The sequence below is a fragment of the Pollutimonas sp. M17 genome, from assembly GCF_025836975.1.
Lineage (GTDB): Bacteria > Pseudomonadota > Gammaproteobacteria > Burkholderiales > Burkholderiaceae_B.
The window spans coordinates 1,875,276-1,897,801 of sequence record NZ_CP107548.1 but is presented as its reverse complement, the minus strand read 5'-3'; the positions used below and the strand labels follow the sequence as shown (position 1 = coordinate 1,897,801).

Below are 22,526 nucleotides of genomic sequence, written 5' to 3'. Positions count from 1 at the left end.
GGCTGCCGGGCCGTCTTGTCTTTTTTACAGAATCATGCAGAAATTACTTTTTAAGCAAATTGTCAGCTGAGCGCTGCTGAAGGCCGCAAGCGGTACAGGAACGGAGCAAGCCGGCTTATCGTTCCATGAATGGAACGCTGATACTCAATTCGAGGTCTATCGCGCTATTCGCTAGCGGTTTATGCTGTTTCCTATAGAGCAATCACAGAGATAGGCCATGAAAAAGATGCTCGGCATTCATAACGCTCCGCGTCCTCATTGGGTGGGCGACGGGTTTCCCGTGCGCTCCCTGTTTTCGTATCAAAGCCATGGAAAGCAGCTCAGTCCCTTTCTTTTGCTGGACTACGCGGGGCCCGCTGAATTCCCGCCCGGCGCCGAAAAGCGCGGGGTGGGGCAGCATCCGCATCGCGGGTTCGAGACCGTCACCATCGTATACAAGGGCGAAGTGTCTCATCGCGACTCGACGGGCCGCGGCGGCACGATAGGGCCCGGCGATGTGCAATGGATGACGGCCGGAGCCGGCATCCTGCACGAAGAATTTCATTCCGACGCATTCACGCATTCGGGCGGCACGCTTCATATGGCGCAGCTTTGGGTGAACCTGCCCGCCAAGGACAAGATGGCGTCGCCCGGCTACCAGGCCATACTCGGCAGCGATATTCCCCAGGTCTCTCTGCCGAAGGGGTCGGGGACGCTGCGGGTGATCGCGGGCGAGTACGCCGGAAGCAGGGGCCCGGCCAGGACGTTCTCACCGCTGCATGTCTGGGATATGCGCTTGAACCAGGGCGGCGTTGCTGAACTGGATGTTCCGGATGGCTGGAATACCGCGGTCATCGTCATGCAGGGAACGGTGATGGTCAACGGCGACGCCGTCGTCCGCGAGGCCCAGATGGCGGTGCTGGACAAAGCGGGCACCCGAGTGACCCTCGAAGCGAACAACGATGCGATCTTGCTGTTTTTAAGCGGCGAGCCCATCGACGAGCCCATCGTCGGCTACGGGCCCTTTGTCATGAACACCCAGGAAGAAATCGCCCAGGCGATGGTGGATTTCAACAGCGGACGATTTGGGAAGTGGCGGGAGGGCTGAACAGCCTCGTCGTATTGCTTGCCTTCCGCTTTTCACGCACTCGTCGCGCCCAAGCCTGAACCGGGAGGCAACGCTATAGACGGTCCATGTTGTACAGGCATGCTGTCGGTTCGGCCTCCAGCGTCCATAAGCGCTGCAGTAGCGTCTTGGCCTGTTCATGGCCGATTACGGCTCCGGCCAGTTCCAGAAACTTGCCATCAAGCTCCTGGTCGGAAAGCGGCGCTTCGGGGTCGCCTTTTTAACTTTACATAATACACATTATGCGTAATTTAATAATGGCCGGACACGATGACCCGGCCACTTCCTACATCAGGCTTCGCTCATTCCGGCCGCCGGTTCCGGCGCCTTGCCCGAGCGTACTTTTTCCTCTATCCGACGGCCCACGTCGGCGTCTATGCTTTTCCAGTACTCGAACGCGCGCTCCAGCACCGGGCTGCGCACCCCGCCCAAGAGGCTGCCGGCGACGGTTTCAACAAGGCGGTCACGTTGCGCATCGTTGAACACCTCCCGCACCAAGGTGCCCGGCTGGCTGAAGTCGTCGTCTTCGGCATGCAAGGTGTAGGCGCTGCGCACCATGGTGCTGTCCGTTTCCCAGCCGTCCTCCACCTTGCCGGTGTTGTCGGCCCAGCTGCGGCCTTCGGAGTTGGGCGCGTAGACGGGCTGGCTGCCGCTATGCTCGTAGGCCATCTGTCCGTCGAACATATAGGTGTTCACCGGGACTTTGGGCTTGTTGACCGGCAGTTGATGGAAATTGGCGCCGATGCGATTGCGCTGCGCGTCGTTATAGGCAAAGGCGCGCCCCAGCAGCATCTTGTCGGGCGACAGGCCTATGCCGGGCACCGTGTTGCCCGGTGAAAATGCGGCCTGTTCGATCTGGGCAAAGAAGTTCTCGGGATTTCGATCGAGCGTCATCGTGCCCACTTCAATCAGTGGATAATCCTTGTGCGACCAGGTCTTGGTCAGGTCGAAGGGATTGAAGCGATAGGCCGCGGCCTCTTCATACGGCATGACCTGGACGGACAGCGTCCAGCTTGGATGATCGCCCTTGGCGATGGCCTCGAACAAGTCCCTGCGATGGTAATCGGCATCCAGGCCGGCCATTTCCTTGGCCTGCTCGTTATTGAAGAACTCCATGCCTTGCCGGGTGTGGAAGTGATACTTCACCCAGAACCGGTCGCCCTTGGCATTGATCCACATATACGTGTGCGACCCGTAGCCGTTCATATGGCGCCATGTGCGCGGCAGGCCGCGGTCGCCCATCACGTAGGTCACCTGGTGCGCCGATTCGGGATTGCTGGTCCAGAAATCCCACTGCATGTGGTTGTCGCGCAATCCCGAGTCCGGCAGGCGTTTCTGACTGCGGATGAAATGCGGAAACTTCATCGGGTCGCGCAGGAAAAAGATGGGGGTGTTGTTGCCGACGAGGTCGTAGTTGCCCTCTTCCGTATAGAACTTGAGCGAAAACCCGCGCACATCGCGCCAGGTGTCGGGGCTGCCCGCTTCGCCGGCCACGGTCGAAAACCTTGCCAGCATTTCGGTCTTACAGCCCTTCTGAAACAAGGCGGCCTTCGTGTAGGCGGAGACGTCGGCGGTGGTCTCGAATACGCCGAACGCCCCGGCGCCCTTTGCATGCGGCTGGCGCTCGGGCACCTTCTCGCGATTGAAGTGCGCCATCTGTTCAAGAAAATGAACATCGTGAAGCAAAATCGGCCCGTTCGGGCCCATGGTCAGGGAATTGCGATCGCTGGGCGCAGGCGCTCCAGCTCCGGTGGTTGCGCCGCGCGCAGCCTTGTCATGCGATTCGGCCATAGCTCATCCTCCAAGTCTCGTGGCATTGCCGTGAAGATCCATCCAGGCGATCTGGCGGATTCACTATACATGAGCCGCTTGCCGCCTGTATATGACGCATGGCACCTAACTGCCGGGCGAACCGGTAATCGGCAGCACGATGCCGGTGATATAGCTGGAGCATGCGGCGGACGCCAGGAAAACATAGGCCGGCGAGATTTCCTCGGGCTGCGCGGGCCGGCCCAGAGCCGTTTGACTGCCGAACGACTTGATTTTTTCCGCGGGCTTGTCGGCGGGATTCAGAGGCGTCCATACCGGTCCCGGCGCCACGGCATTGACCCGTATCCCCTTCTTCGCCAGATTGGCGGCCAGAGACATGGTGAATGCATGTATGGCACCCTTCGTCGTGGAATAGTCCAGCAATTGCGGATTGCCGCTAAGGCCTGTGACCGAGCCGGTATTGACGATGGCAGCGCCCTCCTTCAGGTGGTCCAGAGCCGCCCGGGCCATATGGAAGTAGCCGTACACATTGGTGCGCATGGTTTCATCGAAGCGCTCTTCGGTGATGTCCTGGAGCGTGTCGGCATGCTCCTGGAAGGCGGCATTGTTGACCAGGACGTCCAGCTTGCCGAAGGCCTGCACGGTTTGCGCCACCGCCGCGCGGCAGAATTCGGCGTCCTTCACATCCCCGGGAATCAGCAGGCAGCGCTTGCCCTCGGCTTCGACGCAGCGCTGTGTTTCCCTGGCGTCCTCATGCTCATTCAGGTAGACCACGGCGACGTCCGCTCCCTCGCGGGCGAACAGCACCGACACCGCCCTGCCTATGCCTGAATCGCCGCCGGTGACAATCGCCGACAGCCCTTCCAGCTTGCCGCTACCCTTGTAGGCGGGCGCCTGGAATTGCGGCGCGAGCACCAAGTCCTTTTCGTTGCCGGGCTTCTCCAGGTGCTGGGCCGGGAGCGGCGGCTCGGGGTGGTCCCTCGCGCCCGTCTGGACGGCGCCGGAGGACTGGCCTTTGGACTTGCCGGCGTCCTTCTCTTCCTGCTCCCTTTGTATCGCGCGTTGGCGTTCCACGGTCTGGTGGCTACCGCGTTCGTTGCTGTCGTGGTTCTGGCCCATGAAGATCTCCTCGGTTTGAGTGTGTACTGTGGCGATCCCAGCAAATCGCAGGCCCGGCGGATGGCGCTTGGCGCGCGCCGGGCCTGGCAAAAGGGGCTGGCCAAGCCGGCGACTGGGCGCGACAATTGCTGAAGCCGGGGCTTATGCCAGGCCACGTTCTTGCCATAGCGGGAGCTTCAATGAAATATATTGATTACTACCAGGTTCTGGGCCTGGCGCGCGATGCCACCCAAGCCGACATCAAGAAGGCCTACCGCAAGCTGGCCCATCAATACCATCCCGATGTATCCAAGGAAGCGGGCGCGGAGGACAAGTTCAAGCAGGTGGCCGAGGCCTATGCCACCTTGAAGGACCCGGAGAAGCGCGCGGCCTACGACGCCCTGGGCACCCGCCCGGCGGGCGAGGACTTCGTGCCGCCGCGCGAATGGCGCGAGCACTTTCATGAAGCTCCGCAAGACTTCGAGGATGTGGACCTGGCGGACCTTCTCGCCGCCTTCGCAGCCGCCCAGGGCGGCGGGCGGCGAGGCCGTACGGGGCAGCCGCTGCATGGCCAGGATTTCGAGATGGTCTTGCCGGTAAGCCTGGAGCAAGTCTATAGCGGGGCGGAAACCGATATCAGCGTCGCCGTGCCGGATTACGACGCTCAAGGCCTGTTGCACCGCGTGCCCCGGACGTTCAGGGTGCGCATACCGAAGGGCGCGGCCGAGGGCCAGCGGCTGCGGCTGCCGGGCAAAGGCGGCAGCGGCCTGCATGGCGGCAGGCCGGGCGACCTTTACCTGGTCATACAAATAAGCCCGCACAAGCTATACCGCCTGGACAAACAGGATCTATATCTCGACCTGCCCTTGAGCCCGTGGGAAGCGGTGCTGGGAGGAACGGTTCAGGTGCCTACCCTGGGCGGCCCGGTCGAAATGACCATACCGCCGGGCACGGTGGCCGACCGCAAGCTGCGCCTGGCAAAAAGAGGCATGCCGGGCGCCAATGGCACACAGGGCGACCTGTATGCCGCCGTGCGCATCGACGTGCCGCACACACCCACCGAACAGGAACGCGAACTGTTCAGCCAACTGGCCGCGGTCTCGGGATACGACCCGCGCGCCCAACTGAATGCAGGGAAACAGCCATGACTATCCGCACTGTTGAAGCCGTATGGTTGAACACATCCGATATCTGCTCGCTGGAGCACATCATCGAGGTGTCGGGACTCGCCCGCGACGATATCCTGGACCTGGTCGAAACCGGCATCCTGACTCCTTCGAACGACGATCCAGGCAATTATTTCTTTCATACCGAATGCGTCGTCGTGGCGCGTACGGCTCGCCGCCTGCGCGACGATTTCGAGCTGGACGCTCATGGGCTGGCACTGGCCATGAAGCTGCTCGATCGCATTCAGGGTCTGGAGAGCGAACTGGCCAGCCTGCGCAGCCGCGTCCACCCCTTTGTCCGGCGTGGCTAAGGCCGGATCCCGGGCGCGAAAATTACTTGCGCAGCGAACCTCCGGGCGGCGGCGCCGCGGAACCCAGGACGTGGCCGTTGACGGTCTGGCCATACAAATCGGTTTGCGCATCGTGGTATTTTTGCTGAGTCTCGGCCAGCGACCCGGTGTATCGAGGATCTTGCGGCCTTTCGTGCGCATTCATGTAATAGGCCACATCCCAGGCTTCCTGGTCGGTCAGGACATCCATGCCGCCCAGCGGCATATTCGCCTTGATGAAGGCCGCGGCCGTCGGAACGCTATGCATGCCGGCGCCCCAGTTGAAGGAATTGTCGCCCCACAAAGCGGGAAATACCATTTTCCCCTGTGCTTTTTGCCCCGCGCCATCGGCTCCGTGGCATAGCACACAGTTCTTTTGAAACACCTTCTGGCCACGCAGGTAGTCCGGGGCCTGGGCCGCTGCGGGCAGGCGCTTGAACCCCTGCCCTTCCAACTTGACGCCGGTGGGCGCGCCTTTGGCCATCCAGTACATATAACTTTCCAGCGCAACGATGGTTTCGCTGTCCGCGGGCGGCATGGCGCCGTTCATGCTGTAGGCGAAACAGCCTTGCAGACGCTCGGCCAATGTATTGACATGCCCGTTCTTGGAGCGGTAGGCCGGATACATGACATAAGCCGCCCACATGGGCGATGCGTCTTTGCGCCTGCCGGCATCCATATGGCAGCTGACGCAATTAAGGCTGTTGCCCACGAACTTACCGGCATGTTCTCCGGTGCGAAGAAAAATATCCTGACCCTGCCGCACGACTTTGCCGAACTCATTGTCGGGGATGGCATCGGCGGGCGGCGGCGCAAATCCGCTGGGCGGCGCTCCGCTGGAGCGCTCCGCGGGGGATGGCGCGGCGCCGGCTGAAGAAATGGGGGCTTTCTCGCTATTGGCTGCGGTACCGGACGGCTGGCCGGCGGCCGTTGGGGGCAGTTGCGCGAAATAGGCCGCCGCGGCGGAAATCTGCTGCGCATCCATGCGCGCCGCGATGTCGCCCATCAGGCCTTGAGGCCCCGGCGGGCGCTGCCCGGCCTTCCAGGCGGTCAGTTGCGCCTGAAGATAGGCTGCGGGCTGCCCGGCCAGGGCGGGAAAGTCGGCGCCGACGCCGATGCCGCCCGGGCCATGGCATTGAATACAGGCGGGAATGACTTTGCTCCAGTCGCCGCGATTGGCCAGCCAGGCGCCGGGGTCTCCCGCTGGATACGTATCCACATGGCCGGCGAGCGATTCCTTGTCGAATGGCGCCGGCAACTGCGAATAATAGGCGGCAAGCGCCTTGATCTGGCTGGCGTCCAGCCCTTTGGCGATGGGACCCATGATGGGGCTGGCCCGCTGGCCGTCCGCAAAATCCCTTAGCTGGCTTTCCAGGTAGGCGGCTCCCTGCCCCGCCAGGTAAGGAAAGCCGGCCGCTGCCATGCCTTCGCCTTTCGCGCCATGGCAGCTCGTACAGGCGGGAACGCCGGGCAAGCCCGCGCCGGCCAGCGATTGCCCCGACTCGGCCAAGCTGGCGCCTGCTGCATATGCGGGCCAGGAGAGCAGCAAGGCCGTACAGGCCGATGCCAAGCGGGTGCCGATGAATGGCGTGCGGATCCGGTTGGGCATGCGTTTTCCTTTATCGTGGATTATCAGGCGGCGGCCTGCGGCAAGGGAATGAATTCGGCATTATCCTGTGTCGGCAAGGCAATGCGGCCGGCGGTCCAGTCCGCCTTGGCCTGTTCGATGCGGTCCTTGCGCGAAGAAACGAAATTCCACCAGATATGGCGGGCGCCCAGGGGTTCGCCGCCCAGCAGCATGATCCGCGTGGCCTCCAGGGCGACAAGGTATGGCGTCCCGCCCGCCGAAAAGACCGCCATCTGGCCCGGCCGGTATTGGGCTCCGTCGATCTCGATGCGGCCCAGCGCCACGTAGACTGCGCGTTCCGTGTATCCGGCGGGCAGCTCGAGCTTCGCGCCTGCCTGAAGTTCCACATGCAGGTAGAAAAGCGGCGAATGGGTTTTGGCGGGGCTGTCCATGCCATACGCGCTGCCGGCGATGATGCGGCCCGTGATGCCTGCGTCGGTGAACTGAGGCAGTGTTTCGGCTGCGTAGTGGGCGAAAGCCGGATCGTCTTCTTCGTTGCCCTCGGGCAAGGCAACCCAGGCCTGAATGCCGTCGATGCGGCCGCCGTCCTGGCGCATGCCATCGAAACGTTCGGAATGGCTGATTCCCGAGCCCGCCGTCATCCAGTTCAATGCGCCCGGCAGGATGGCCTGCTCGACACCCAGGCTGTCGCGGTGAGTCATCTGGCCTTCGAACAGATAGGTCACGGTGGACAGGCCGATATGCGGATGCGGACGCACATCCGTTTGCATGGGTACCGGCGCCGGCAGGTCGTGCGGACCCATGCGGTCGAAGAAAATGAAGGGCCCCACCATCCGCCGCTGCCGGAAAGGCAGGACGCGGCCGACTTCGAAGCCTCCGCCGATGTCATGGATACGGGTATCGATAATCTGGTCGAGCATCGGGATGACCTTTGTGTCGAAGTGTGTTGGCGGCTGGCAGTCCGACTGGGGAAAACCCGTATCGATTTGACCTGGATCAAGACGCGTGCCACGATTAGGCGCTTAAATGAGAAGCATAGGGCATTGCAGCATCCCCGACAACAATGCCGATTTTTGTTCCACTCGTTTCCTGGAGATCATCCCCATGTTAGTCAAAGCCACCTTCGCCGCCCTGCTTTCGATCATGGCCGTACCCGCCATGGCTGCGCAATGCGAAGCCACCATCGAAAGCAATGACGCCATGCAGTTCAACACCAAGGAAATGACGGTGGACAAAAGCTGCAAGGAATTCACGGTGCACCTGAAGCACGTCGGCCAGTTGCCCAAGGCCGCCATGGGCCATAACTGGGTGCTGACCAAGGAAGCCGACAAGCAAGGCGTCGCCACCGACGGCATGGCCGCCGGCCTGGACAAGGACTATGTAAAAGAAGGCGACGCCCGCGTCATCGCCCATACCAAAGTCATAGGCGGCGGCGAGTCGGCGTCGGTCACTTTCGACACCGCGAAACTGGCGGCCGGCGAAAACTATGCCTTCTTCTGCTCTTTCCCCGGGCATTGGGCCATCATGACCGGCACGCTGAAACTGGCCGGCTGATTACTCCCGCACCACCCGCCCTTCCATCGTGAAGGGCGGGCGCTCTATGGCTGCTTTACAGTGATTTCGATGCTCTGGTAGTAAGCCGCGAGATTCTCGATGTCGGCATCCGACAGGCCGGCCGCCATCATGGTCATCATTTCGTTCTTCCGCGCGCCCGACTTGAAGTCGCGCAAGGCCTTGGCCAGGTAGATTTCGCTCTGGCCGGCAAGATTGGGCGCATCGGGCAAGGTCGCAATGCCGTTGGCGCCGTGGCAGACGGCGCACTGCGCCGCTTTGGCCCGTCCCGCCGCCACATCGGCCGCCGTGGAACGGGCTGCCGGCACGAGCAGCAGCAAGCCCGCCAATCCTCCCGCCATGCGTTTCAGAACCGGCTTACTCGCCCTCATACGAGATCCGGTAGATGGCGCCGGCATAGTCGTCCGACACGAGCAGGGAGCCATCGGGCAGCACCGCCACATCGACCGGCCGGCCCAGATACTCGTTGTTCGACGTCAGCCAGCCATCGGCGAACACCTCGGTCTTGTCGGCCGTGCCGTCCTCCTTCAGGCTGGTGAACATCACGCGCGCGCCTATCGGCGTGGTCCGGTTCCACGAACCGTGCTGCGCCGAGAAAATGCCGCCCCGGTATTTTTCGGGGAACATCTTGCCGCTGTAGAAAGTCAGCCCGAGATCGGCCGCATGCGCGTCCATTTCGACTTGCGGGAATATGACATTCGCGGGCTCCGGATCGTCCTTGTACTCCACGGTCCGCGTATGCCCGCCGCCATAGATGGGGAAGCCGAAGTCCTGGCCGGCCTCGGTCGCGCGGTTCAGCTCTCCGGCGGGCTTGTCGTCGCCCATGCCGTCGACCTGGTTGTCGGTGAACCACAAGGTCTGGTCTTTCGGGTTGAAATCCAGGCCCACCGAATTGCGCACGCCGTGCGCGAAGACTTCGCGGTTCTTGCCGTCGACGTCCATGCGGATGATGCCCATCATGCCCACTTTGCCGTAGGGCTCCAGCTTTTCCCTGGGCGGCACGTTGAACGGGTTGCCCATGGTGATGTACAGCTTCTTGTCCGGGCCGATGCGGCAGGTCCGCGCGCCGTGATTGAAGCTCTCGTCGGCCACCGGAATCAGTTCTCCCTGGGGCACGACGACTCCGGCCGCCACGTCGGGGCCTTCGTTGAAAAACTCCGCGGCGGGAAACACCAATACCCGATTGTGCTCGACGCTATACAGGAAGCCGTCGGGCGAGAAGCACAGGCCGTTTGGAACCTTCAGCGCAACCGAGGGGGCAAAACGCCTGACGTCGTCGGCGACCCGTCTTTTGCTCCTGTCGGTCACCGTCCAGATACTGGTCTTGCGGGTACCGACGAAAACGACGCCGGTGGACGGCCCCACGGCCATGTGCCGCGCATCGGGAACGATGGCATACAGGGCGATCTTGAAGCCTGGGGGCAGTTTTATGTTCTTCAGGTTCTCCTTGATGGAGTCGGGGCCGGGCCCCGTCTGCGGCACGGGCGGGATATCCAGCGATGCGCCCGTGGTGCTCATGTTCATCAATTTCTGGACGTTATCCTGCGCCTGCGCGCCACCTGCCGCGACGCCGAAGGCAAGACCGGCAGCGATCATTGATAATCGTTTTCCGATGTTCATGTTGTCTCTCCCGTATTATCGAGGTTATGGTGCCATGCTCTCCGGCAAGCGATTCGATGCTACTCCCAATCGCTTTTCTTGCACTCGGTTATTCGGCTTACGCGGGCGTCCCGCGCGTTTATTTTGCAAGCAAAGTTAACTGGTGCCCGGGCTTATAATTCCGCGATGGCGATATCGATGTGCGCCATGGAACCTTGCCGTGGAATCCCATGAAGAAAACCGATCTGGAAAAGAACAAAGCACTGAAGATAGTCGAGAAAATGAAGAAGGGAAGCACCCCTGCCCGCTACTCCGCCGCCTCCGGCGCGGCGCCGCTGGATCGCCGCGAGCAGCGCAAGCTGGACCAAGCACGCGGCCTGGTATCCTTTCCCCTGAAGCTCAAGGAAGAAATCATCCACGAGATCCGCAAGCGCGCGCAGGAACAGGGCGCCGACGTCAACGACGTGGTGAACGGCTTGCTGGAAAAGGCCCTGGCCGGCACGGCGGACGCGACCCCTTAACAAACCGGAACTGGGCGGAAGCGTTACTGTTTTTCGCTTTCTGTTCAATCGGGTAACAGCCGCTCGGCCCGCCGTCCTCTTCTTTTTCCGCATCATGCCCCTCGCCGCGCTCATATTCCTTGCAACCCTCATATTGGTCATCTGGCAGCCGCGCGGCCTGAACATAGGATGGAGCGCCTCGATCGGCGCCTTGCTGGCGCTGGCCTGCGGAGTCGTCAGCCCGTCCGACATCCCCCTGGTCTGGAGCATAGTCTGGAATGCCACCGCCACCTTCATCGCCATCATCGTCATCAGCCTCGTCCTGGATGAGGCCGGATTCTTCGAATGGGCGGCGCTGCATGTGGCGCGCTGGGGCCGAGGGCGCGGGCGGCTGCTCTTTGCACTGACCGTCCTTCTGGGGGCCGCTGTATCGGCGCTGTTCGCGAACGATGGCGCGGCGCTGATTCTCACGCCCATCGTCATGGCCATGCTGCTGGCGCTGGGGTTTACGCCCGCGGCGACACTTGCCTTCGTGATGGCCGCGGGCTTCATCGCCGATACGGCCAGCCTGCCGCTGCTCATATCCAATCTGGTCAACATCGTGTCGGCCGACTTCTTCGGCATTACCTTTGCCCGCTACGCGGCGGTCATGGCGCCGGTCAATGTCGTCTCGGTGCTGGCCACGCTGCTGGTCCTGCTGCTGTATTTCCGCCGGGACATTCCTTCGTGCTACCGGGCGGACCAGTTGAAGGCGCCGGCGCATGCCATACGGGACCTGAACACCTTCAGGGCCGGCTGGATCGTCCTTCTGTTCCTGCTGGCGGGATTTTTCGTTCTGGAGCGCTGGCGCATTCCGATCAGCGCCATTGCCGCCACGGGCGCCGCCGCGCTGCTCGTGGTGGCGGGGCGCGGCCACATCATAGGCACCCGCAAGGTGATCCGTGAAGCGCCCTGGCATATCGTGATCTTTTCGCTGGGCATGTATCTGGTGGTATACGGCTTGCGCAATGCGGGCCTGGCCGCCTGGATCGCCGGCCTGCTCGATCGTCTCGCCGAAGGCGGCCTTTGGACCGCCACGCTGGGCACCGGCCTGTTGACCGCCCTGCTTTCCTCCATCATGAACAATCTGCCCACGGTTTTGCTGGGTGCATTGTCCATCGAGGCCAGCCAGGCTTCGGGCGTCGTGAAGGAGGCCATGGTCTATGCCAACGTCATAGGCAGCGACCTGGGACCGAAGATCACTCCCATAGGCAGCCTGGCCACCCTGTTGTGGCTGCACGTTCTGGAGCGCAAAGGCGTGGCGATAAGCTGGGGCTATTACTTCCGGGTCGGCATCGTGCTGACCCTGCCCGTGCTGCTGCTTACCCTGGCCGCGCTGGCCCTGCGCCTGGGCGCCTGAGCCGGCGCCATCGGGATCCGCGCCGTGCATCGGCGCAACAGTATTGGCCGCTGCCTGCGACTGTCATGCCGCCGTCATGCCACGCTGCTGTAATGCCCTCCATCGCGCACTTGCACCCCGGTACCGGAGTCGATGGAAGAACACAGCACAAGCCGCCACTATCGGACGATCTGGATTTCGGACCTGCACCTGGGCACGGCGGGATGCCAGGCCGAACCCCTGCTGGACTTTCTGAAGCAGCACGAATCCGAGACCCTGTATCTGGTCGGCGACATCATAGACGGCTGGCAGTTGAAGAAGAAATGGCTTTGGCCCCAGTCGCACAACGACGTCATACAAAAGATACTGCGCAAGGCCCGCAAAGGCACGCGCGTGGTGTATATCCCCGGCAATCATGACTCTTTCGCGCGGCAATATGCCGGCGACCATTTCGGCGGCATCGAAGTGCAGCACGAAGCCGAGCACACCACCCTGGACGGGAAATGCCTGCTGATCACTCACGGCGATCTGTTCGACGGCGTCATCCAGTACGCGCCGTGGCTGGCCTATCTGGGCGACAGGCTGTACTGCATGGCGCTGACCTGGAACGTCTGGTTCAATCGCGCCCGCGCCCGCATGGGCCTGGACTACTGGTCCCTGTCGCAATATCTGAAGCACAAGGTCAAGGACGCCGTATCGTTCATTAGCGCCTTCGAAGAGGCCTTGGTCAAGGAGGCCAGGCGCCGCGGCTTCGATGGCGTGGTCTGCGGGCACATTCATAAAGCCCAGATCCGCGACGTGGACGGCATGCTTTATTGCAACGACGGCGACTGGGTTGAAAGCCGGACCGCACTGGTCGAGCATCTGGACGGCCGCCTTGAAATCATTACCTGGATACCCGAACCCACGGCAAAAGCCGGGACGGTCGAGGCGGCGCCCGCCGCCCCGCGTTCCGCCGACACAGGAGCATAGCAATCTTGAAGATTCTCATCGTTACGGATGCCTGGGAGCCCCAGGTCAATGGGGTAGTGCGCACGCTTACGCAAACGCGGCTGGAACTGATCCGCATGGGCCATGACGTCGACCTGCTGACCCCGCTGGAATTCCGCACCCTGCCCTGCCCCACCTATCCCGAGATCCGGCTGTCGCTTTTTGCCCGCCGCAAAGTGGCCGCGCGCCTGGACGCGTTCCAGCCCGAGGCGCTGCACATCGCCACCGAAGGTCCGCTGGGCCTGGCCGCCCGCGCCTATGCGCTGCGGCATGGCCTGCCTTTCACCACGGCCTACCACACCCGTTTCCCGGAATATGTGCATGCCCGCACACGCATTCCCCTGTCGCTGACCTACCGCTTCCTGCGCTGGTTCCATGGCCCGGCCCGCGCCGTCATGGTGCCCACGCCGACCGTCAAGCGCGACCTCCTGGCCTTCGGCTTCCCCGAACCACAAGTCGTGCTTTGGTCGCGCGGGGTCGATCTGGACATATTCCAGCCCGGCCCCCCATTGCCCCATGTGCAGAAGCCGCCCATCTTCCTGTGCGTGGGCAGGGTTGCGGTCGAGAAGAACCTGGAGGCCTTCCTGGACCTGGATCTGCCCGGCACCAAGTGGGTTGCCGGAGACGGACCCCTGCTGCAGACGCTGAAGCAGCGCTACCCCGATGCGCATTTCACGGGCGTGCTGGACCAGGAGGGCCTGGCCAGCCTGTATAACGCGGCCGATGTGTTCGTATTTCCCAGCCGATCCGACACCTTCGGGCTGGTGCTCCTGGAAGCCATGGCTTGCGGCTGCCCGGTGGCGGCCTTTCCGGTCACCGGGCCCATCGATGTCCTGGGCGACTCCGGAGCGGGCGTCCTGGACAAGGACCTGCGGGCGGCCTGCCTGAAAGCCATGGAAATTCCGCGCAGCGAAGCGCGGGCCCATGCGGAAAGATTCTCGTGGCGCGCATGCACGGAAACCTTTCTGTCTTACCTGCACCCGGTGGAACGAGGCGGCCGGCGGACAGCCGCCCAAACGGATGCCGGCAACGTGCCGGAGCGGGCGCAGGCCAAGCAAGCAGCGCGCTAGCGTGGCCCGTGGCCGCCGCCCGGGTGGGCCAGGTCGGCCAGAATGGGGCAGTCGGGCCGCTGGTCGCCCTTGCAGCAATCGGCCAGATGCTCCAGCTGGTCGCGTATCGATTGCAGCTTTTCGATATCGGCGTTCAATTCGGCGATATGCTGGCGGGCCAGCTTCTTGACGTCGGCGCTTTTGCGCGTGCCGTCCTGCCACAGGCCGACCAGGGTCTTGATGCGGTCCAGCGAAAACCCCAGGTCGCGCGAGCGTTTTATGAAGCGCAGCGTCTGCACGTCCTTGTCGGCGTATTGCCTGTAGCCCGAATCGCTGCGCGAGGCGGCATCGACCAGTCCGATGCTCTCGTAGTAGCGGATCATCTTGGCGGAAACCCCGGATGCGCCGGCCGCCTGGCCTATATTCATCGTGTCCGCTCCTTCAGCCGCAGGCCATCCTTGGCGCCGCGCTGCGCGGGCGCCCTGAACCCGCGCAGCCGCAAGGCATTGCCCAGCACGAACACGCTGGACAGGGCCATGGCGCCGGCCGCGAACACCGGCGAAAGCAGCGTGCCGTTCAGCGGGTACAGCATGCCGGCCGCCACGGGAATGAGCGCCGTGTTGTAGGCAAAGGCCCAGAACAGATTCTGGCGTATGTTGGCGATCGTGGCTTTCGACAAGGCGATGGCATTGGGTATGCCTCCCATGTCGCCCGACATCAGCACGACGTCGGCGGCTTCGATGGCGATGTCGGTGCCCGTGCCGATGGCCATGCCCACGTCGGCTTCGGCCAGCGCGGGCGCGTCGTTGATGCCGTCGCCCACGAAAGCCAGCAGGCCGTGTTCCTGCTTGAGCCGCTTGACGGCCTGGACTTTGCCTTCGGGCAGCACTTCCGCCACGACTTCGTCTATGCCCAGCTTGCGTGCGATGGCTTCGCCGCTGCGGCGGTTGTCGCCGGTGATCATGGCGACCTTCAGGCCCAGGTCGTGCAGCGCGCGAATGGCGGGGCCGGTGGTTTCCTTGATGGGATCGGACACCGCTATCATGGCGGCCAGCCGGCCGTCCAGGGCCGCGTACAAGGGCGTCTTGCCTTCGTCGGCAAGGCGGTGCGCCGCCTCGGCGAAGACATCCACTTCCAGGCCAAGTTTTTCCATATAGCGGTCCGCGCCGATCTGTACCGGCCGGCCCGCCACGCGGGCGCGCACGCCGTAGCCGGTCACGGACTCGAAATCGTCCACCGCATCCAGGGTCAGCCCTTCCGCCTGCGCCGCCCGGACGATGGCGCGCGCAATGGGGTGTTCGGACCTGGACTCGACGGCGGCGACGGCGGCCAGCACATCGGGCCGCTGCACGCCTTCGGCCAGGACCAGGTCGGTCAGCTGGGGCCTGCCCTTCGTAAGCGTGCCGGTCTTGTCCACCGCCACCACGCGGACATCCCTGAGCGCCTGCAGGGCTTCGCCCTTGCGGAACAAGATGCCCATTTGAGCGGCCCTGCCCGTGCCCACCATGATGGACGTGGGTGTGGCCAGCCCCATGGCGCAGGGGCAGGCAATGATCAGCACCGCCACCGCGTTGACCAGGGCAAAGGTCAGCGCGGGCGACGGGCCCAGCGCCAGCCAGACGACGAAGGTCAGCGCGGAGGCCGCCATGACGGCCGGCACGAACCACATGGTGATCCGGTCCACCAGGGCCTGAATGGGCAGCTTCGAGGCTTGCGCCTGTTCGACCATGCGTATGATCTGCGAGAGCACGGTGTCGCCGCCGACCTTGGTCGCGCGCAGCATCAGGGCGCCGTTCTGGTTTACCGTGCCGCCGGTCAGGGCGGCACCCGGGCTCTTCTCTACGGGCACGGGCTCGCCGCTGATCATGGATTCGTCCACAAAGCTGCTGCCGTCAACGACTTCGCCGTCGACAGGCACGCGTTCGCCCGGACGCAGCTCCAGCAGGTCGCCGGCCTTGACCTGCCCGATGGGCACTTCCACGATGCTCCCATCGCGCGACACCCGCGCGCTGCGGGCCTGCAGGCTGACCAGGCGCTGGATGGCCTCGGACGTGCGGCCCTTGGCCCTGGCCTCCAGATAGCGCCCCAGCAGGATGAGGGCGACGATGACGGCGGCCGCCTCGTAGTAGACGTTGATCGTCCCTGCCGGCAACAGCCCTGGAAGGAAGGTGGCCACGACCGAGTAGGCATAGGCCGCGCCGGCGCCCACGGCCACCAGCGCATTCATGTCGGGCGCCCGGCGCAGCAGGGCTGGAATGCCGCTGGTGAAGAAGCGCCGGCCCGGAAACAGGAGCGCCAGGGATGTCAGAAGGAACTGTATGGTCCAGTTGGCTTGCCGGCCTATGGCCTGCTCGATGAAATGATGGAAGGCGGGCAGCAAATGCGAACCCATTTCCAGCACGAATACCGGCAGGGCCAGCGCGACGGCCAGCAGGACGTCGCGCTTGAGCAGCGCCTGCTCGGCGGCGTGGCGGGCCGAAAGTTCGTCCGCGTCCCCGCCATCGGTCACAATGGCGGCCTCGTAGCCGGCTTTGCGCACGGCTGCTACCAGTTGGTCGGCGGGTATGTCCTGCCGCATTTCCACCTGCGCGCGCTCGGTCGCCAGATTGACGCTGGCCTGCGTGACGCCGGGCACGGCGGCCAGCGCCCGCTCCACACGTCCGACGCAGGACGCGCAGCTCATGCCGCTTACGGATAGATCAAGAGTGGACATTGCGATGAGATCCCTGAAATGGTTGTCGGCAGCCTGGGCTGCGGTTCAGGGTTTAATGTAAACCTTGCCATCATGGTAAGGTCAACAGCAATTTGAATACAAGCCCTGGCGCGGAATTCAGGCGGTCATGCCCGCCGCGTTCATGACCAGCCTCAAGGCATAGGCCACCAGGGCCAGGACGGCGATGCTGGCGGCCCAGATGCCGATCAGCCATGCAATGCGCCTGCGCCACGACGCCCGGCGTCCATCCCGCGCGTCGTGCATCAGTGATAGCCCTCGCCGGTAACGACCTTCCCGCGAAACACATAATAGGACCAGGCCGTGTACATGAGGATGAGCGGCACGATGAGCAAGGCGCCGACCAGCGTGAAGCCCTGGCTTTGCGGCGGCCCGGAGGCCTGCCAGATCGAGATGTCGGGCGGAATGATGTTGGGCCATACGCTGATGCCCAGTCCGCTGTAGCCCAGGAAGATCAGCGCCAGCGTCAACAGGAACGGCCCCGCATGCGGATCTTCGTTCAGGGAACGCAGCAGATAGTAGCTTGCCAGCAGCACCAGGACCGGCACAGGCGCGAACCAGAACATATTGGGCAGGCTGAACCAGCGCTCGGCGATGGCGCTATGCGTAAGCGGAGTCCAGATGCTGATGATGGCGATGACGCCCAGCAGGACCAGGGTCAGCGGGCGCGCCAGCTGGCGCATGCGGTCGTACAGCTCGCCATGGGTTTTGAGTATGAGCCAGGTGCAGCCCAGCAGCGCATAGGCCGCGATCAGTCCCAGGCCGGTGAAGATGGAAAACGGAGTGATCCAGTCCAGCGCCCCGCCGGCGTAGCCCCGGTCGGCGACGGGCAGGCCATGCATGTAGGCGCCCAGGGTCACGCCCTGGAAGAACGTGGCCGTGAACGAGCCGAAAATGAATGCCTTGTCCCACCAATGCCGGCGATGCGCATGGGCCTTGAAGCGGAACTCGAAGGCCACGCCGCGAAAGATGAGGCCCAGCAGCATGAAGACGAGCGGCAGCATGAAGGCGCTGAGTATGACCGAGTATGCCAGGGGAAAGGCCGCCAGCAGGCCGGCCCCGCCCAGCACCAGCCAGGTCTCGTTGCCGTCCCAGACGGGCGCCACGGTGTTCATCATGACGTCCCTGTCCTCTTTGTCCGGAATGAAGGGGAACAGTATGCCTATGCCCAGGTCGAAGCCGTCCATCACGACATACATCAATATGCCGAAGAGAATGATGACGGCCCACAGCAGCGCCAGATCGATACCCATGGCATTCACCCTTGGTCTGTGCGGCCGGACGCCGCGATGTCGTCGGAGTCGGGCGCGGCCGAGAATGGCCGGCTGGGCGTTTGCGCCTCGCCGGGCCCGCCTTCCGGGGGCGCGTCGATCTGCGGCCCTTTCCCGATGAGCCGCAGGATATAGACGGTACCGGCTCCGAACACGATGAAGTAGATCACCACGAACAGGGCCAGCGTCACGCCGACCTCCAGCGCGCCATGCCGGCTGACGCCGTCGGCCGTCCGCATGACGTTATAGACGATCCAGGGCTGGCGGCCGATTTCGGTGGTGAACCAGCCCGCCAGCATGGCGACCAGGCCGGCCGGCCCCATGTACAGCGCGAACCGCAACAAAGGCATGGATGAATACAGCTGGCCGCGCCGCCGCGCCCAGGCTGCCCACAGCGCCAGCCCTATCATCAGCAGGCCCAGGCCGACCATCACGCGGAATGACCAGAACACCACGGTGGAGTTGGGCCGGTCCTCGGGCGGGAATTCCTTCAGCCCCGCAAACTGGCCATCCCAGCTGTGCGTGAGGATCAGGCTGCCCAGACGGGGGATTTCCACCGCGAAATGATTTTTTTCCTCGGCCATGTCGGGCCAGCCTATCAGGGTCAGCGGCACGCCCTCGCCGGGCTTGTTCTCCCAATGCCCTTCGATGGCGGCGATCTTGGCCGGCTGGTGCTTCAGCGTGTTCAGGCCGTGGAAATCGCCCACCACGGCCTGCAGGGGGGCCACCAGCAAAAGCATCCACATGGCCATGGACAGCATGGTGCGTATGGCCGGCGTGTCGTTGCGCCGGCGCAGATGCCATGCCGCCGAAGCGGCGACGATCAGCGCGGTCACCAGGAAGGCGGCCATCCCCATGTGCGCCAGTCGGTAGGGAAAGGAGGGATTGAAGATGACGGCCAGCCAGTCCGTGGGGACGACCTGCCCGTTGATGATTTCGTATCCGGCGGGTGTCTGCATCCAGCTGTTGGAGGCCAGTATCCAGGTCGCCGACAACAGCGTGCCCAGCGCGACCATGATGGTGGCGAAGAAATGCAGGCCCGGCCCCACGCGCGTCCAGCCGAACAGCATCACGCCAAGAAAGCCCGCTTCCAGGAAAAAGGCCGTCAGGACTTCATAGGCCAGCAAGGGGCCGGTGATGCCGCCGGCGAAATCGGAAAAATAGCTCCAGTTGGTGCCGAACTGATAAGCCATCACCAGGCCCGACACCACGCCCATGCCGAAATTGACCGCGAATATCTTGATCCAGTACAGGTAGAGTTCGCGGTAGACCGGGTTCCGGGTCTTCAGCCAGCAACCTTCCAGCACGGCCAGATAGCTGGCCAGGCCGATGGTGATCGCCGGGAAAATGATGTGAAAGGAAATCGTGAAACCGAACTGAATCCGGGCCAGCATCAATGCATCGAGATCCATGCCCTGCTCCTTGTTCTTGCCTCGGTGGCACATGTTGCCGGTCGCCGCCGCGCACGGGAAGAAGTCACTTTACATGAAGGAAGCGGTCAGCGTAAACGGATAATTTCCGGGCATGCGGCTTGCTGCCATAGGCTTCCAACGAACCACCGGGAGAGTATCCATGTTACGCAAGACCAGCAGCCTGAAGGGCTATGCAATTCAAGCCACGGACGATGAACTAGGCAGCGTCAAAGACGTGTACTTCGATGACGAACGATGGGGCATCCGCTATCTGGTGGTGGAAACCGGCAGCTGGCTGTCCAAGCGGAGCGTGCTGATTTCCCCGTATTCCATCAAGGGCGTCGACGATCTCGAAGAAACCGTGCATGTCTCGCTGACGCGTGACCAGGTCGCCAACAGCCCGGACATCGATACGCATCAGCCCGTTTCCCGCCAACTGGAAGGGGAATTTTCACAGTACTACGGTTTCGGCAATTACTGGAACGGCCCATACCTGTGGGGGGTGGGCGGCTATCCAGTCTATCCTTTGCCCGAATCCGGCACCGTCCCGCCTGTGGACCTGCGTCCCGATGCGGTCGCGGAGCGCGCCGCGGATCGTCCCGAGGACGTGCACCTGCGCAGTTGCAAGGATGTCACCGGCTACCATATTGCCGGCACCGACGACGAGATCGGCCATGTCGAGGATTTCATCTGCGACGACGAAGACTGGGCCATCCGCTATCTGCTCGTCGATACGCGCAACTGGTGGCCGGGCGGCAAGAAGGTGCTGCTTGCCACGCACTGGATAGACCGCATCGACTGGACCGACTCCACGGTGCAGGTGGGGCTGACCCGCGAACAGATCAAGGAGAGCCCCGAATACGACGAGAACCTGCCGCTGGATCGCGACTACGAGACGCGGCTGCACCGCTATTACGGCCGGGAGGCGTATTGGGATTAAGGCAGACGGGCGGCCAGCGTCGGGGCGGCCGGCGCGTCGGCCCGCAGCGGGGCGGCGATGAAGGAATTCCCGCCGCCTGCGGGCGGAGGGTCGATCAGCACGGCGGCGCTCCATGCCCCGCCGCGGCGTAGCCGCAGCCAGTAAGCCTGTCCGTCCTGCGCGGCCCGGGCCGCAATATGCAGGACGCCCGCCTCCGAGTACAAAGCGGGAACCGATGCCATTCCCGTTCCGATGCGCACGGCCTTGCCCTCTTCCACTAGCCATAGGCTGGATCCGTCCAGCGCGGCGGCGACCACCTTGCCGTGCTCGTTCAGGGCGGCCACCGGCTGGCCCGAGTACGAAAAACCCATGTCGACAGCGGCCCGCCATGGACCTTGCGCCCCGCCGGGCCGCTGCTGCACGGAGGCAAGCAGATGCCCCGTGGTCCGGTCGCGCAGAAACAGTTCGATAAGCCCGTCGGCATTGCGCAACGCGGCCAGGCCTCCATTGGCGGGCGGCAAGGGCAAGCGCTGCCAGGCCGTCCACATCGAGGAATCGAGAACGGAAGCCGCTGCAGGGGCATGGGCGATTTGCGTGCTGGCCCAGACGGCGCCATCCTGATCGCAGGCAAAAACCACATGCGCTCCATTCGCGTCCACGGCCAGCGCCGCGGCAGGCCTCGGCCCTGGCAAGGCCGGCATGGCGATCCACGCCGGCCAGTTCCGCCCTTCCGGGCTATAGGCGCTGAAGTGGAATACGCCGTCGTTGCCCAGGCCCACCGCCGCCGCCTCCTGGGCGGCGACTGCGGGCAGGCGCTTCATGCGGGCTCCCGCGATGGCTTGCCAGCCCTCCCAGCGGCCCTGCGCATCCTGGCGCTGGGTCCACACGCGGCCATTCGCATCCCTGGCCAGGATGCCGGCGCCGCCGTCCGGATACTGGAATGCCGCGATCGGGTCCGCGCTGCGGCCGCCGAGGCTGTTCCAGCGGCGCAGGGTGCTGGTCCAGACGTTGGCCGCCCGGTTGGACTCGCCCACGGCCAGCAGCAGGTAGCCGCCGCCCAAGGCGGGCAACAATATCGGAGGCGCGCTGCGGCGCGACACGTAATAGCTGCGCCCCACCCACGAGGCCGCCGGACCGGCCGGCTCCTTGCAATGGTCGGCGCCCGAACAATAGCGGTAATCGTCCCAGGCGTAGCGCCTGAAGGCTTCGGTCTTGTCCGCGATCTCGGCGGAAGACAGATTGGCGTCCCGTTCCTGGCTGGGGTAGTCGACATAAGCCACTTCGGCAAAGAGGCCTTCCGGGAAAGTCCGCAAGGCATCGCGCACCAGACGCGCGCTGGCGATGTGATCCGGATGGTCATGGCCGGCGCAGCGCCAGCACAAGGCGGTATAAGGCACTGCCACGGTGTCGTCCATGTGCCGTATCGTTGAGGGCGCATAGTCGCGGATGATGCCGGCTATCGTCTGCACCAGGTCCTGGCGTGTATAGGCCTGAGCAAACGCACCCAGGGAATCCGCGGTGGTTCCGGGCACGGACTCGACCTGGCTCAGGGGCGTCAAGCTGCCCCAGCCCTTGCCCAGCCAGGGATCCTTGATGCGCATATGCAGCAACTGCACACGCCGGTTGCCGGCCAGGGTGAAACGGGCGATCGTCCGGGCTCCGACGCCAACGGTGTCTTCCGTCCATTCGTTGGCGGTTTGCGCCATATAGGCATAGGCGGCGCGCACACCGCGCTCGCGTCCCAGCATGTAGGGCTCGCCCTCGCCCCGCTCGCTGGCCGTCAGGTAAACCACCTGGACACAGCCGCCGGCGTCGATGGCCGATTCGATGTCGGGGTTCATGAAAAGCAGGTCGTCGTCCTGATGAGGCACGAAAACCAGATCCTTGATTCCGTTGCACTGGGCCAGTGCGGGGCCGGCCCAGCTTGCAAGCGGGCCGCCCGCCAGAGCAAGCACGCCGCATAACGCCATCAGCCAGCGAATCGCTTTCAAGATTTTCCAGTGAAAATTTTTCTTGCGATTCTATTCCTTTTTCACAAGGCCGTTACGC

At 63.6% G+C, this 22,526-nt stretch carries 21 protein-coding genes and 1 pseudogene; 9 read left to right on the top strand and 13 right to left on the bottom strand.

Translation table 11 applies throughout. From position 1 onward, the window contains the following. The first annotated feature begins 217 nt into the window (after window positions 1–217). Window positions 218–1,087, top strand: coding sequence for a pirin family protein (locus OEG81_RS09030; protein WP_264132417.1), 870 nt, complete (start codon window positions 218–220; stop codon window positions 1,085–1,087). A 309-nt stretch (window positions 1,088–1,396) separates the two neighbouring features. Here OEG81_RS09030 and OEG81_RS09020 read toward each other — a convergent pair whose 3' ends face one another. Beyond that, on the bottom strand, window positions 1,397–2,896 hold the full coding sequence (locus OEG81_RS09020) for a catalase (protein WP_264132416.1): 1,500 nt from the start codon (window positions 2,894–2,896) through the stop codon (window positions 1,397–1,399). Window positions 2,897–3,001: 105 nt separating this feature from the next. After that, window positions 3,002–3,994, bottom strand: coding sequence for an SDR family oxidoreductase (locus OEG81_RS09015; RefSeq protein WP_264132415.1), 993 nt, complete (start codon window positions 3,992–3,994; stop codon window positions 3,002–3,004). A 179-nt stretch (window positions 3,995–4,173) separates the two neighbouring features. On the opposite strand from OEG81_RS09015, the gene OEG81_RS09010 reads away from it, so the two are divergent. Both OEG81_RS09010 and OEG81_RS09005 read left to right on the top strand, forming a co-directional pair. After that, entirely contained in the window at window positions 4,174–5,121 is a 948-nt protein-coding gene (locus OEG81_RS09010; protein ID WP_264132414.1) for a DnaJ C-terminal domain-containing protein, read from the top strand. Continuing rightward, window positions 5,118–5,450, top strand: coding sequence for a chaperone modulator CbpM (locus OEG81_RS09005; RefSeq protein ID WP_264132413.1), 333 nt, complete (start codon window positions 5,118–5,120; stop codon window positions 5,448–5,450). Before OEG81_RS09010 ends, OEG81_RS09005 begins: the two co-directional genes overlap by 4 nt. Window positions 5,451–5,472: 22 nt before the next feature. Here the strand turns inward: OEG81_RS09005 and OEG81_RS09000 are convergent, their stop codons facing one another. The 3 genes and pseudogenes from OEG81_RS09000 to OEG81_RS08990 form a co-directional block, all read right to left on the bottom strand. Next, the gene (locus OEG81_RS09000) at window positions 5,473–6,687 is read right to left on the bottom strand and encodes a c-type cytochrome (protein WP_412034136.1); all 1,215 of its coding nucleotides are present in this window, start codon (window positions 6,685–6,687) and stop codon (window positions 5,473–5,475) included. Between the two features lie 54 nt (window positions 6,688–6,741). Beyond that, window positions 6,742–7,077, bottom strand: a pseudogene (locus OEG81_RS18155) (c-type cytochrome); the annotation flags it as partial. A 23-nt stretch (window positions 7,078–7,100) separates the two neighbouring features. Next, window positions 7,101–7,976, bottom strand: coding sequence for a pirin family protein (locus OEG81_RS08990; protein WP_264132411.1), 876 nt, complete (start codon window positions 7,974–7,976; stop codon window positions 7,101–7,103). A gap of 184 nt (window positions 7,977–8,160) precedes the next feature. Between OEG81_RS08990 and azu the strand changes: the two genes are divergently transcribed. After that, window positions 8,161–8,610, top strand: a complete 450-nt coding sequence (azu, locus tag OEG81_RS08985; RefSeq protein ID WP_264132409.1) for an azurin — start codon at window positions 8,161–8,163, stop codon at window positions 8,608–8,610. Window positions 8,611–8,654: 44 nt separating this feature from the next. On the opposite strand, the gene OEG81_RS08980 is transcribed toward azu, so the two are convergent. Both OEG81_RS08980 and OEG81_RS08975 read right to left on the bottom strand, forming a co-directional pair. Then, complete coding sequence (locus OEG81_RS08980) at window positions 8,655–8,999, bottom strand: c-type cytochrome (RefSeq protein WP_264132408.1); 345 nt, start codon at window positions 8,997–8,999, stop codon at window positions 8,655–8,657. Continuing rightward, entirely contained in the window at window positions 8,986–10,224 is a 1,239-nt protein-coding gene (locus OEG81_RS08975; protein WP_412034126.1) for a PQQ-dependent sugar dehydrogenase, read from the bottom strand. The genes OEG81_RS08980 and OEG81_RS08975 overlap by 14 nt, the downstream gene beginning before the upstream one ends. A 233-nt stretch (window positions 10,225–10,457) precedes the next feature. Between OEG81_RS08975 and OEG81_RS08970 the strand changes: the two genes are divergently transcribed. The 4 genes from OEG81_RS08970 (at window position 10,458) to OEG81_RS08955 (ending at window position 14,165) form a co-directional block, all read left to right on the top strand. Continuing rightward, entirely contained in the window at window positions 10,458–10,748 is a 291-nt protein-coding gene (locus tag OEG81_RS08970) for a hypothetical protein (protein WP_264132406.1), read from the top strand. 94 nt (window positions 10,749–10,842) lie between these two features. Next, window positions 10,843–12,126: an arsenic transporter gene (locus tag OEG81_RS08965; RefSeq protein WP_264132403.1), complete on the top strand. Its 1,284-nt coding sequence runs from the start codon at window positions 10,843–10,845 to the stop codon at window positions 12,124–12,126. Window positions 12,127–12,258: 132 nt separating this feature from the next. Next, window positions 12,259–13,077: a UDP-2,3-diacylglucosamine diphosphatase gene (locus tag OEG81_RS08960; RefSeq protein WP_264132400.1), complete on the top strand. Its 819-nt coding sequence runs from the start codon at window positions 12,259–12,261 to the stop codon at window positions 13,075–13,077. Between the two features lie 5 nt (window positions 13,078–13,082). Continuing rightward, complete coding sequence (locus OEG81_RS08955) at window positions 13,083–14,165, top strand: glycosyltransferase family 4 protein (RefSeq protein WP_264132399.1); 1,083 nt, start codon at window positions 13,083–13,085, stop codon at window positions 14,163–14,165. Here the strand turns inward: OEG81_RS08955 and cueR are convergent. The 5 genes from cueR to OEG81_RS08930 form a co-directional block, all read right to left on the bottom strand. Next, window positions 14,162–14,572, bottom strand: coding sequence for a Cu(I)-responsive transcriptional regulator (gene cueR / locus OEG81_RS08950; RefSeq protein WP_264132398.1), 411 nt, complete (start codon window positions 14,570–14,572; stop codon window positions 14,162–14,164). The genes OEG81_RS08955 and cueR overlap by 4 nt on opposite strands. After that, the gene (locus OEG81_RS08945; protein WP_264132397.1) at window positions 14,569–16,857 is read right to left on the bottom strand and encodes a heavy metal translocating P-type ATPase; all 2,289 of its coding nucleotides are present in this window, start codon (window positions 16,855–16,857) and stop codon (window positions 14,569–14,571) included. The genes cueR and OEG81_RS08945 overlap by 4 nt, the downstream gene beginning before the upstream one ends. 117 nt (window positions 16,858–16,974) lie before the next feature. Then, the gene (locus OEG81_RS08940; RefSeq protein ID WP_264132396.1) at window positions 16,975–17,121 is read right to left on the bottom strand and encodes a DUF2474 domain-containing protein; all 147 of its coding nucleotides are present in this window, start codon (window positions 17,119–17,121) and stop codon (window positions 16,975–16,977) included. Continuing rightward, window positions 17,121–18,128: a cytochrome d ubiquinol oxidase subunit II gene (cydB, locus tag OEG81_RS08935; RefSeq protein ID WP_264132395.1), complete on the bottom strand. Its 1,008-nt coding sequence runs from the start codon at window positions 18,126–18,128 to the stop codon at window positions 17,121–17,123. The genes OEG81_RS08940 and cydB overlap by 1 nt, the downstream gene beginning before the upstream one ends. A gap of 5 nt (window positions 18,129–18,133) precedes the next feature. Then, window positions 18,134–19,558: a cytochrome ubiquinol oxidase subunit I gene (locus OEG81_RS08930; protein WP_264132393.1), complete on the bottom strand. Its 1,425-nt coding sequence runs from the start codon at window positions 19,556–19,558 to the stop codon at window positions 18,134–18,136. Window positions 19,559–19,718: 160 nt separating this feature from the next. Here OEG81_RS08930 and OEG81_RS08925 point away from each other — a divergent pair, with 160 nt between their 5' ends. Beyond that, window positions 19,719–20,498, top strand: a complete 780-nt coding sequence (locus OEG81_RS08925; RefSeq protein ID WP_264132392.1) for a PRC-barrel domain-containing protein — start codon at window positions 19,719–19,721, stop codon at window positions 20,496–20,498. On the opposite strand, the gene OEG81_RS08920 is transcribed toward OEG81_RS08925, so the two are convergent. Further along, on the bottom strand, window positions 20,495–22,468 hold the full coding sequence (locus OEG81_RS08920; protein WP_264132391.1) for a PIG-L family deacetylase: 1,974 nt from the start codon (window positions 22,466–22,468) through the stop codon (window positions 20,495–20,497). The two genes, OEG81_RS08925 and OEG81_RS08920, sit on opposite strands and share 4 nt — an antisense overlap. Window positions 22,469–22,526 lie beyond the last annotated feature (58 nt).